8 protein-coding genes and 1 tRNA gene are annotated in these 12098 nt (G+C 46.5%); 5 read left to right on the plus strand and 4 right to left on the minus strand.

Features of this window, described 5'->3' with window-relative positions:
- Nucleotides 1–49: 49 nt before the first annotated feature.
- Nucleotides 50–508 (minus strand): GatB/YqeY domain-containing protein, encoded by a 459-nt coding sequence (locus QUB64_RS13480; protein WP_333272561.1) that lies wholly within the window; start codon nucleotides 506–508, stop codon nucleotides 50–52.
- 330 nt (nucleotides 509–838) lie between these two features.
- Here QUB64_RS13480 and QUB64_RS13485 point away from each other — a divergent pair, with 330 nt between their 5' ends.
- From QUB64_RS13485 to QUB64_RS13495, 3 genes are all read left to right on the plus strand, one after another.
- The gene (locus QUB64_RS13485) at nucleotides 839–1831 is read left to right on the plus strand and encodes a ribose-phosphate pyrophosphokinase (RefSeq protein WP_333272563.1); all 993 of its coding nucleotides are present in this window, start codon (nucleotides 839–841) and stop codon (nucleotides 1829–1831) included.
- A gap of 405 nt (nucleotides 1832–2236) precedes the next feature.
- Nucleotides 2237–2977 carry a DUF3747 domain-containing protein gene (locus tag QUB64_RS13490; protein ID WP_333272565.1) on the plus strand — a complete coding sequence of 247 codons (741 nt, stop codon included), beginning with the start codon at nucleotides 2237–2239 and terminating at the stop codon, nucleotides 2975–2977.
- 21 nt (nucleotides 2978–2998) lie between these two features.
- Nucleotides 2999–3445: an S-layer homology domain-containing protein gene (locus QUB64_RS13495; protein WP_333272568.1), complete on the plus strand. Its 447-nt coding sequence runs from the start codon at nucleotides 2999–3001 to the stop codon at nucleotides 3443–3445.
- 104 nt (nucleotides 3446–3549) lie between these two features.
- Here QUB64_RS13495 and QUB64_RS13500 read toward each other — a convergent pair whose 3' ends face one another.
- The 3 genes from QUB64_RS13500 to QUB64_RS13510 all read right to left on the minus strand — a co-directional run bounded on the left by QUB64_RS13500 (nucleotide 3550) and on the right by QUB64_RS13510 (nucleotide 9057).
- Nucleotides 3550–4434, minus strand: a complete 885-nt coding sequence (locus tag QUB64_RS13500; RefSeq protein WP_333272571.1) for a hypothetical protein — start codon at nucleotides 4432–4434, stop codon at nucleotides 3550–3552.
- On the minus strand, nucleotides 4412–8716 hold the full coding sequence (locus tag QUB64_RS13505; protein WP_333272573.1) for an AAA domain-containing protein: 4305 nt from the start codon (nucleotides 8714–8716) through the stop codon (nucleotides 4412–4414). The genes QUB64_RS13500 and QUB64_RS13505 overlap by 23 nt, the downstream gene beginning before the upstream one ends.
- Before the next feature lie 268 nt (nucleotides 8717–8984).
- Nucleotides 8985–9057: transfer RNA gene (locus tag QUB64_RS13510), tRNA-His, on the minus strand.
- A 591-nt stretch (nucleotides 9058–9648) separates the two neighbouring features.
- On the opposite strand from QUB64_RS13510, the gene QUB64_RS13515 reads away from it, so the two are divergent.
- Both QUB64_RS13515 and QUB64_RS13520 read left to right on the plus strand, forming a co-directional pair.
- The gene (locus QUB64_RS13515; protein WP_333272577.1) at nucleotides 9649–11175 is read left to right on the plus strand and encodes a serine/threonine-protein kinase; all 1527 of its coding nucleotides are present in this window, start codon (nucleotides 9649–9651) and stop codon (nucleotides 11173–11175) included.
- A 196-nt stretch (nucleotides 11176–11371) separates the two neighbouring features.
- Nucleotides 11372–12055: a manganese catalase family protein gene (locus QUB64_RS13520; protein ID WP_333272579.1), complete on the plus strand. Its 684-nt coding sequence runs from the start codon at nucleotides 11372–11374 to the stop codon at nucleotides 12053–12055.
- Nucleotides 12056–12098 lie beyond the last annotated feature (43 nt).

Here is a 12098-nt window from a genome sequence, read left to right on the forward strand (position 1 = left end):
CCAACTCCCAACTGTCACAGGTCACAGGTCACAGGTCACAGGTCACAGGTCAACTGTTAAGCTTTGCTTTCACCATGTCTTGAATTCTGTTACCATCTGCTTTGCCCTTAAGCTGCTGCATTGCCTTGCCCATCACCTTGCCCATATCTTTGGCAGAAGTAGCGCCTACCGAGGCAATCACTTCGTCAACGACTTGACTCACCTCTTCGTCTGACATCTGCGGCGGCAAATATTCTTCAACAATTGCCAACTCCGCCTCCTCTTGTGCCACTAAGTCCTCGCGGCCACCTTTGCGGTATTGGTCGATCGAATCCCGGCGCTGTTTGGCTATTTGCATCAAAATTTCCAATTCTTGAGCTTCTGTCAGCGTCTCTTGCCCCGAAGGACGGAGGCTGACCTCTTTTTCGAGAATAAATTTCTTGATGCCGCGAACTGTTTCCAAGCGAACTTTGTCCTTGGACTTCATGGCTGCTTTGATTTCTGCGTCAATGCGTTCTCTTAAGCTCATCGATTTGTACCTTGGTTTGCTATATCAAAAATCAGGAGTATGCTTCAGATTCTTAACTTTTTTTTCATTTTTTTGCAAGTTTATTGCCTCTTGGTGGCATTTTTCTTGCCTTGAACCCGGACTCCGGCCTGCGATCGAATTTTGGGCGGCTGCACTTCCAGTCCCTGCTCCAACCAGTTTCTCCGACATACTTCTGCCAGTCCTATTCAGTTCGCCTAACGTCACACTTGCAACCGCCCCGAAAGTTAAATCTATCAGAAAATTGGCTGAATATTTCTAGTTTCCGATGGTAAGATGGCGGTAAAATAAACGTCTTGCAAGAGGCCTGCTGTGATCCGTTCTGCTACTTTACCGCTTCCGCTTCCCGAGCCGCCGATTTCTGCTCACGACCGTCTGCGGCTGTTCTCCGGTTCTGCTAATGTTCCCCTCGCCCAAGAGGTGGCTCGCTATCTGGGGATCGATTTGGGGCCGATGGTTCGCAAGCGGTTCGCTGATGGGGAACTCTACGTTCAAATTCAAGAATCGATTCGGGGTTGCGATGTTTACTTAATTCAGCCAACTTGCTGTCCGGTGAACGATCGCCTCATGGAATTGTTAATTATGATCGATGCTTGTCGCCGCGCTTCTGCCAGACAAGTTACTGCCGTGATTCCCTACTACGGATATGCTAGAGCAGACCGCAAAACGGCCGGCAGAGAGTCGATTACTGCAAAGTTGGTGGCCAATTTGATTACTGAAGCTGGCGCCGGTCGCATTTTGGGGATGGATTTGCACTCTGCTCAGATTCAAGGTTATTTTGACATTCCTTTCGACCATGTTTACGGTTCGCCGGTGCTTTTGGATTATCTGGCGAGCAAGCAGTTGACGGATATTGTTGTGGTTTCGCCAGATGTTGGCGGAGTCGCTAGGGCCAGAGCTTTTGCTAAAAAGCTTGGCGATGCTCCCCTGGCGATTATTGACAAGCGCCGCCAAGCTCACAACGTCGCTGAAGTGATGAACGTCATCGGGGATGTCAGAGGCAAAACTGCCGTGTTGGTGGACGACATGATCGATACTGCGGGGACGATTACCGAAGGCGCGAGATTGTTGCGCCGCGAAGGTGCGAGACAGGTTTATGCTTGTGCTACTCATGCGGTTTTTTCGCCGCCGGCGATCGAGCGTTTGTCTAGCGGAGTCTTGGAAGAGGTAATTGTTACGAATACAATTCCTGTCCCTGAAGAGAACCGTTTTGAGCAGTTAACGGTGCTTTCGGTAGCTAATTTGCTGGGCGAAACTATTTGGCGGATTCACGAAGATAGTTCCGTTAGCAGTATGTTCCGCTAAACAGGAAAGACTCTTTTTGAATGTTTGTTTTAGGGTGCGTTAACAAGCGTGTAACGCACTTTTTTTTAGATCGGATCTCCCCTAAATCTCCCTTAAAAAGGGGAGTAGGGGTTGACTTTGATAGCATTTTTATATTTGAGTTCCCCCTAAATTCCCGCTCGCGCAGGGGAGTAGGGGTTGACACAAGAAAATACTCTTGTCCCCCCCTCCCACCAGGGGGAGTAGGGGGCAAGTTAGGGGGGGATCAGACTTAACTGCACCCTATGGAATTTTATAATATTTGTCCGATCGCACTTGGCATCACCGGAACAAGAGATGGTAAAATTCTATCTTGTTGTCTGGACATCGCGACCTTTTTATATTATAGATAGGTCTCGTTAACACAAGGGTAAAGAGGGAAAAACTATGAAACATTCACTGGTACGAGCAGCAGCCGCACTCGCAGGTTCAGCAATCTTAACACTCGGGGCGATCGCTCCGGCGAAAGCATATACTTTTGACGAAACCGAAATTAACCAAGACCGAGTAATTGCGATCGCCCAACCCCGCGCTTTTGGCGGCTACCAATTGCTCATTGTAGAACAGGTAACAGACAGACGGAAGTGCTGGAGCGAAAGCGGCTCTAATCCCGTCACAGTAGATCCGTTATTAGTTAGTTTTGATTTCACCGGCATTTGCGGCCGCGCCACAGACAGCAACGGCTTTTCTATTCGCATGGCCGGCGCCGATTTAGCATTAAAATACAGCCTAATTTTGCAAATTGTGGACGGCAATGTGGTATTAATGGGAATCCCCACCGATGCTAACGCTCAAGCGATAATTATCGGTCGCACAAACGGCGATGTTAACGGCTTCATGAAAATCAGTCTCGACCCCGCTTGGCGCTTCACGAAAAGAACTTATCAAGGCAAAGTATTAGGTCACTTTTATTTAACTAGCAGTCAACCCGCACCGGGCGCAACTAGCAATAACGGCCGCAATACTGGGGGTAATACTGGCGGTAATACTGGCCCTTCTACATTCGGAGCTATTGCTACGGATATCTACGCTTCCGAAATTAAAAAAGCTGTGGGCCTTGGGTTTGTAGCCGGCTTTGCTCAAGATAATACCTTTCGGTCACAACTTCCTGTTACCAGAGAGCAATAGGTATCTTTAGTATTGGAATCATTGAAAGGAATACAAGGTGCTAACATCACATTTCCTGGTCAGGTTTCTACCCGTCCCTATAGTGACGTTGATAGCACCAGATGGAGTGCCGGAAAAGTTCAATTTGCGCGGGACAATAAAATAGTTAGTGGCTATACAGATGGGACATTTAAACCGATGCAATCAGTGACTCGCGCTGAATTAATGGCAGTCTTGCGAAGAGCGTCGGAATTTGGTTTGTCGGCGCGGGGAAAGCAGCCGAATTTAGTGGCTAAAGAACCTGCTAAAACTTTTTCTGATACTCAGAATCATTGGGCTGCTGCTATTATTAATCAAATGTCTGCTTATTGTGGTGTAGCTTCGTCTCTCAACGAAGTTGGAACTCGTTTTGCTCCCGATGATTCTGCTAAGCGGAATTACGCGGCGGCTGCTACTTTGCGGATGCTGAAATGCGTTAAAGCTCAGTAATTTTGTAGTGAGGAGTTTATTCCTATGATTGGTGCGGACTAAAGTCCTCACTACAAGCCTGGTTCGTAGTGAGGACTTTAGTCCGCATATTACTTGTTTCCCAACTAGATTTCTTTGCGTTTCTTTTTTGATGTCTGTTTGCGAGTTTTTGGAACCGGGATTGTTTCTGACTCAGGTTGTGGGATTTCTGCGGTGGATTTGCACAATTCATTCAACACTTTCTGCTGAGATTCTAGCTCATTCAGCCGATTTGATGCGGTTTCTAATATTTGTTTTCCCTGTCTGGCTTGGATGGTAGTTTTATTTTCGATCGCATCCTGCAACACAAAAACTGATACAATTTGCCAAATATCCACATCATCGCCGACGACATCGCACTTAGAGACGATTTTGCCGTTTTCGGGGACGTGAATCCCTAAGCCGGAAGCTTGGATCAGCGGCTGGATTTCTGCTATGCTTAAGTCGGCAAGGTCGGTAATTTTATGTTCGAGGGATACGAAGTCTGTTAAATCTGGTAAGTTGATTGATTCTGCTGCTACAGCCTCGAATTTGAAGGTGAGAGTTTGGTTTAATGGATCGGAGATGGCGTAAATTGATTGGATTTGCGATCGACTAACTGCACCTTTTTCCACAAAATCTTTACCTTGCGGGGCGATCGCAATTTTACCACGATCCGCGACCTCCAAAATATCCAAATTAACCAAAGTCGTCGCCGCAGTCTTCACAAAAATCTCATCCAACCCCAGCAAATCCGCCAATTCCTGCAAAGTCGGCGCGGGATCGAACTCAACACTCGCCCGCAAAATGAACTCTTCCAACACATTAAACTCGCGAGGTTCGCTAACCGCCACTTCCAGCGGAGTTTGGCGGATAGCAAAGCGGAATTGACGCGCCGCCAACACCGACAAACCAGGGTTTTGTTCCTCAATTTGTGCGGCTAGCGAAGTTAAATTCGCGTCAATTAATTTAGCCGATGACGTTAGAGACATCTACAAAACCTCCGCAGTGACGCACCGTTTTTGAAACTTCCTGATACATTTTTCCCACAGTACCTGTTTGTTGGGTAAATAAATCGTGACAGCCGACAACTATTAACAATTCTTGGGCGCGGGAAAAAGCCACATTCACCCGTTCCGGTTCCTTAGCAAATCCAATATCCCCTCTAACATTATTGCATACTGTGCTGACGATAATCACAGGTCTTTCCATGCCTTGAAATATGTCAACCGTACCAGTACGAATGCTCAAAGATGGGAATCTTTCGGCTTCAATCCTGTCTTTAATTGCGTTCAATTGAGCACCGTAAAAAGTTATAATTCCGATTTCCTTCGGTGGTTCACCCTCTACCATTTTAGGCCGCCAAGCGATTTCCATCTGTTCGCACAAAAGCTCGATCGCATCTATCTCTTTCACATTCAACCTGGAAGTACCCTGTTTCTCCTCCTCAAACCCTTGTCCCACGGGCGTTTTCACCCACAGGATGTGATTGTGTTCCTGAATTATGTCACCTGCGAGATGGTGCGCGCGCCTCGTGTCTGCTTCCAGAATCCCGCAATTGAGCTTTTGTTGGTAAAACTGATTGATTGCGCCCATGATTTGCGGGTGCATTCGGTATTGAGTTGTCAGCATTTTTTTGATACCGTCGCCTGCACTTTCAAACAAGATTTTGAACAGCGATTCTTTGATAAAGCTAAGTTCATCTCCGGTACAGCCGATGTCTTCGGCGATATCGTCTATCGTACTGCGATCGAACATCGGCGGTAATTGCCTGTGATCGCCGACTAATACTAATTTTCTGCCCTTCAAAGCCGGAATTAATAACTCTGGTGGAGTGCATTTGCTAACTTCGTCAATGATGACTGCATCAAAGCTGGGAAAGTTTTTGCTAAAATCAAAGCTGGCGGCTTGCACGCAGGTAATCCCGATGACGTTGGCATTGTCAATATAAATTTGCTTTAGATCGTTGCGGTCTTTTTCAGATGGATTGCGGAGTTTTTGAATCCAATCTGTCATAAAGTCTTGAGAGCGATTTAAGGCTATTTCTTCTCGTTCTAATTCCCGCTGCCAATGTTTGAACAATCGCTTGATTTTGCTTAAAAAATCTACGCTGAACAATCCCGTACTGGGAACTTCTGGCTGGTATTTACTCGGGATATTTTGCCATGCTGATTCCCACCAACTTCTCTCTATGATTAATTCTGCCGCTGGTTGTTGCTGTTGCAGTTGAGCTGTAATTTCGCTCAATTCCGTTTGAAGTTGTGCGAGTTGCTGCTGCGCAGTTGTCGCGGCAATTTCCAGCGGGGATAATTGCTCGTCAAGAGTAGTTTTGATGACTTCCAAAATGGCGAACGGATCTAAGTCAGCAATGGATTTCTCAAGTTGAATGATGCTACTTTTCCAAATGTCAACTTGCTTGACAAACTGCTGCGGTTGTTCCCAAATATTCGACTTTTGGGCGAGATATTGTTGGGCGAGAATCCGCAATTTTTCCGGTACGTCGGGCAGTTCGACAATTGCTTGCAATTGATTCGTAACTTCGCTAATTTTTAAGTTCGCTTCTTGCTGCGCTGTTTCTACCTGAAGTTGGGCGGCGGATATTTGCTGCTGGCTGACGGTTTGACCGATTTTATCTAATAATTGTTGCTGTTTAATTAGTTGTTGTTCGGTTTCGGTTTTTAGGGGAACTATGCACTGGCGGGCGTTTCCGAGGATGGTGTGCAGCAATTCTTTGACTAGGCGATCGCAAGTTGCCTGAATTTGATTTGGCTGCAATGCTTCACTGTAAAATTGTTGGATGTTACTCAAGAAAGTGTCAGCTTTTTCGATAATAAATTTGCGCTGGGTGGCACTGATTTGGGCATAGCTGGCGAAGTCTTTGGCTAGTTGTTGCCATTGCGCCCGATCGCCCGCAGCGAGCACGATCGGCATTTGACTCAAATTTAGGTGCAAAAACTCGCTAAACCGGAACTGCTGCCCTTGAATGTCCTGATAACCGCCGTTAGCTTCGTGGGATACCGCCTTTTGCAGTCTTTCTAAATCGGGCAAATTGATTTTACACTTCGGCGGGACGATCGGCAATTTGAGCGATCGCGCAATTTTCAACAGTCCCGGAGGCAATGCTACCATTTCATCGGTCAATATCGCGCCGGTTTCCCAGCAAGATTGCACAACTGTATAAAGTTGCGTATCCGCCGTCTCGATCCACTCTGCAACGGCGACAACAACGGCGGCAATTTCGGCTTTTCGCAGTTCCAAATTACTGATTTTATGTTCGAGATTGTGGCGGTGTGTCTGATTTTGCCGATCGCCCAATTGTAGCTGATTCACTGCATCCGACAACGGTTGCGACACCCGCAAAGACTCCGCAACCGTTGACATAGCGTGACAAACTTCCTCGGCGCGATCGCCCGCCATCTTAAGATCAGATATTTGCGGTGCTACAGTTTCCCGCAACCAAACCGCAATCCCAAACGCACCGCACATCGGGCGATCCAATCCAATTTGAGTAGCATGGTTGACGCAAATCCGCACATTTGCCATAAAGTTTTCGACTAAAACATTGCCTTCAGAATAGGGTTTTAGTTTCGGCATAAACTCGGCAACTTCCGAAGATTCCCAGTTAATCTCCGGCGCTGATAGCAGATTAGCCAGTCCGTCAACCAAAGATGCAATCTCGCTTTTGGCGGTTAAACTTAATTGATACGCTGCTGTTTGCGCGGTCAACTTTTCCTCAATATCTGCCTTCCCGTCGTGCAGGTGTTTTTGTTCCTTGAAAAAAGCTCTCTCAGCAGCAGAGTAGGCGTTAAATCTGTCGAAATATGCCACCAACTGCCGCAAAGATGTCACATTAATTTGGCGCTGCGATAGCTTTTGTTCGCAATCAATCGCCGTATTTTGCAGCCAAGTGCCGATCGCATTTTCTTCTAAAAACGGCTGCCCTTCCTCCTGTACCTTATGAGCTTTTCCCTTCCGCAAAGCCCGAATCGCCGGATTGTGAACCAACCGACTTAAAGCATTATCAACGGCTAAATTTGCTTGGGAAGCAATCAGAGTTTTCCCGCCCTGACGCGCAATTTGATAGCAAATTTCCGCAATCACCGTGGTTTTCCCGGTTCCCGGAGGGCCCTGGATCAGAATTAAATCCCGCGCCGACAACACCATTTCAACCGCCGCAAGTTGGTCATCGTTAGCATTGCGATTTAATAAATTTTCCCGCTCCAATTTTACCAGCTTGTCGGGAATTCTCGCCTGGGAAGAGTCGAATAAAAATTCGCTTAAATACGGATTTTGAGCGCGGCCATCCGCCAGCATTTTTAAAGCTTTCTTTTTGCGATCGATCTGACTGATGTCGCCAGCCGCCTCAAAATACAAAAATCCTTGTTTGGGAAGTTGATATCGGCCGCCCGCCATGCGATCGCCTAAATCAACATCTAACTTAATCCGTAACTTACCACGATCGAACTCAATTTCGGCAATGCTACCCAAAGTCTCGCCGTCACGCCCACTTCTGCTTCCGGGCGGCGAATCAAACAAAATAATGTCTTCATTTCTGGCTTGTTTCAGCCTTTCCCGAAAGTCGCCAACTTGTAAGGGATTCTCATCGTAGCCGTCAAGAGTTGCAGAATTAGGATCGATTTCAAAAGTAACGATTTTGAAGCCGGAACCGTAGTTGTGCGCGCGGAAAGGTACGCAAAATTGACGCGCTTCGGCGATGCGTTTTTCCACATTTAAGAAAGTATGCCAAACTTTTAATTGTTCGGTAGTTGGTATGTGTCTGTCGTTCCAGAAAGGCATTTGTTGAATGCGGGCGATCGACTTTGCGGGAATTGGCGATCTAGTTTTCGGCAAAAGTCGCAACTGTACCGGCAAAGCATAGCCATCTTTTCTACCTCTAGGAGTCGCTACCAATCCAGCATCCAGCAGTTTTAAGCCGCCGATTCCATCTTCTGTGCGTACAGTTGCTAACAAGCGCAAAGTGCGATCGGCTTTTTGCAGCAATTCGGGAAATTCAAAATCATCTCGATCCGTAGCAATCAGCAATTCCCAGATTTCCTCTTCAGAAAATCTCTCATTTACCTTTTGACGCCGCACGTAGAAAAGACTGTGGGATGCGCCGGCTATTTCCGACATTACAACTTCCGCACGCTCTTTGCATTCCCAATCGCAATATTTCGCTAAAGCTGCTTCTCCTTCAACTTGACCAATAAATTTACTAATTGTGCGATCGCCACTAAATTTATATCCCCAATCTTCTGTTACTAAAGATGGCATACTTTGATTTTAGATTTTGGATTTTAGATTTTAGATTGGATTTAAGGTTAGCATATCGGAACTTGTACTGAGATAATCACTCGTTACCAGGCTCTGCCTAGTAACGCAGATCCAGAGGCTCTGGCTCTAATTTTCCCAAACAAGCGAGGCAGAGCCTCTAGACATTGGTTCCCAGGCAGAGCCTAGGAACCAGTTACTAACTCGTTACTAGGCTCTGCCTAGTAACGCAGATCTAGAGGCTCTGCCTCTAATTTTTGAGAATCAAAAGGGCGAATGATGGGAATTGAACCCACGAATGGTGGTACCACAAACCACTGCCTTAACCACTTGGCTACACTCGCCATAACGTTTTTAACTATAGCATCACATCTCAGCACAAGTCTAGGGGGTAAAGCCAAAAAATTTCAAAATTTTTTTCAGCGTCCCTGAACCGAGCGAGCGATCGCGCCTCAAATTCCCGGCGCAGTAAGAGTTTAGCACAATTTTCCGTTTGGGCGATCGCACGAGCGGTCAGAAACTGGTTTGTTCGCGCCTCTCCTGCGCCATAGTCCACCGAGTCAGTCCTCGACGCAAGTGTCACAATAGTTAAACGATTTTTTAGGTACATTGTGGCGTCAAGAGTAAAGACAGCGCAACAACGTACCTTTTTTTAATGTGCCAGTTGCATCTCGAAATGTCAGTAAAACGACCGCGCAGCAAGCATTTGGGCGCCAAAATCTGTGTCAGCTTGGGGCAGTGCACACCGTACAACATCATGATTGGGCCCAGCCGATTAGAATAGCCTTATATCCATGTGTGCGTCAATTGTCAACTAATTTTCTCCTTTGATCTCTCTTCCTCCGCGGCGCGCAGGAAGGAGGCTAGTGAGCGCGGTGCATTTAAAAAAAACTTCTTCACAATCCAAAATCTCAAATCCAAAATCTCAAATCGATATGAGTTACTGTATCAACCCACAATGTCAAAATCCCGAAAATTCCGCAACCGAAAAACTTTGCTTAAACTGCGGCTTTAACCTATTGCTGAGACAGCGGTATCGCCCGATTAAACTCTTAGGTAGAGGTGGATTTGGCAAAACGTTCCTAGCCATCGATGAAGACATCCCATCGAAACCGCGCTGTGCAGTCAAGCAATTTTATTTTCACGATCGCGATCCAGACATATTCAACAAAGCCCTGGAATTATTCTACCAAGAAGCCGTCCGTTTAGACGAACTGGGAAAACACCCGCAAATTCCCACATTATTAGCCGGCTTTGAACAAGAAGGGCATATCTATGTAGTTCAAGAGTTTATAGACGGGCCGACTCTCAAAGAAGAATTAGAGCAGAGTGTCTGGGATGAAAATCAAATTTGGCAACTGCTGCAAGATTTATTGCCAGTGCTACAATTTATCCATGACAAGCGTGTCATTCACCGCGATATCAAACCCGAAAATATTATCCGCCGCCTGTCCGACAACAAACTCGTATTGATCGATTTTGGCATTGCCAAATTGCTGACTGATTCAGCTTTACTCCGTTCAGCAACGCTCATCGGAAGTCAAGATTATGTCGCCCCCGAACAAATGCGCGGTAAAGTATTTCCTGCTAGCGACCTTTACAGTTTAGGTGTTACTTGCATTCGCCTGATGACGCAGGTTCCGCCTTTAGATATGTACGAGTGTAAAACCGAGCGCTGGTGGTGGCGAGAGTTTCTCCCCAAAGGTACGACTATTAGCGCCGAGTTAGGTGAGATTTTAGATAAATTGCTGCACATCCATCTTGGTCAGCGCTACAGTTTTGCGAGGGAAGTTTTGCAAGATATCGATGCAGTTTTACATATTCGCGATCGAGATTTGGTTTGGTCGAAACAGCCGATCGCTCCTAATCTCAATCATACCGACAACTCGCCTTATTTCAAAGCGCTGCTAACTCCCGATTCTCCGATTTTGTCAACAAAATCCGCCGCCAATTCCGCAGAAACCGTTTCCTTATCTGCGATTTCTAATTTTGATTCCACCCTGGTTTCAGAAACTGGAGTTGATTATACCAAACTGCGGGATTTTTTGTCAACTAAAAATTGGAAAGAAGCCGATCGCGAAACTTGGGCTGTAATGTGTCAGTGTCTGTCGCTGACACCGGGAACTCAGCTAGAAATCAGCCAAATTTATAAGTTACCCTGTCCAGATTTGCAAACAGTCGATCGCCTGTGGCTGCACTACAGTCAAGGTCGGTTTGGCTTCAGCATCCAAAAGCAAATCTACGAAAGCGTCAAGGGAGATTATGTCAGATTTTGCGATCGGGTAAATTGGCAAACCTACAATTCAACTACCAGTCCAGGACAACTTAAATTTACTCAGCAAGCACCAATCGGACACCTGCCATCTCGCAGTTGGGTAGGCGGCATTCAGTGGCTGCGGCACCTCGATGCCCTGTCAGCAAAATTAACCGAATGCGACAATAACGAGGCTGCTAAATCGTAATCTTGTGTACCCAATAACTCAGCAAAATTTTATATTTTAAATCTACCTGAAAGCAGAGAAATAGCTCACGCTAGATGTATCCACCGAGCGAGGTTCGACTATCTCGCTTGTCGCACAATGGATGCTGAAGGTAAACACAGATACAAGTCGGCAATCTGACGACTGTAACAACAGAACTAAAAAGAGGTATCGATCGATGTTTTTTCACAAAAAGCAACTAATGTCTCCGGTAACAGTAGATGAAGCCAACCCCCGTTTTGCTCAATTGCTGCTAGAACAGTTTGGCGGAGCCACCGGAGAACTGACAGCAGCTCTGCAATACTGGGTGCAGTCCTTTCACTGTGAAAATGCAGAGATTAAGGATATGCTCCAAGATATTGCGATCGAAGAATTCGGCCACTTAGAAATGGTTGGTAAACTGATCGAAGCTCACACCAAAAATGTCGATCAAACAGATGCTTACAAAAGCACTTTGTTTGCTGTACGCGGCGTAGGCCCGCATTTGTTGGACAGCCAAGGTCAAGCTTGGACGGGGGCTTATGTCAACGAAGGTGGCGATGTCGTGCGGGATTTGCGCGCTAATATCGGTGCGGAAGCAGGAGCTCGCCAAACCTACGAAGAATTGATTAAACTAGCGCCGGATGCCGGAACCAAAAAGACGCTGCACTTCTTGCTGACTCGGGAAATTTCCCACACTCAAATGTTCATGAATGCTCTGCAAGCAATGGGCAAACTCACCGATCCGCTGTTCGGAAATATCGCGCCAGATTCAACAGTAGATTTGTTCTTTAACTTGTCTAGTGATGGCAAGGACGAACCCAATGCTTTGAACTCTGAACCTACTTTCAAGTACGTCGCCGATCCTGCTCCCAAAGGTTAATTAGAGAGTTGTTTAGTTGTGTAGGGTGCGTGAGTTGAGAGAT

Origin of the sequence: Microcoleus sp. Aus8_D2 (assembly GCF_036702665.1) — a bacterium.
Taxonomy (GTDB): Bacteria; Cyanobacteriota; Cyanobacteriia; order Cyanobacteriales; family Microcoleaceae; genus Microcoleus.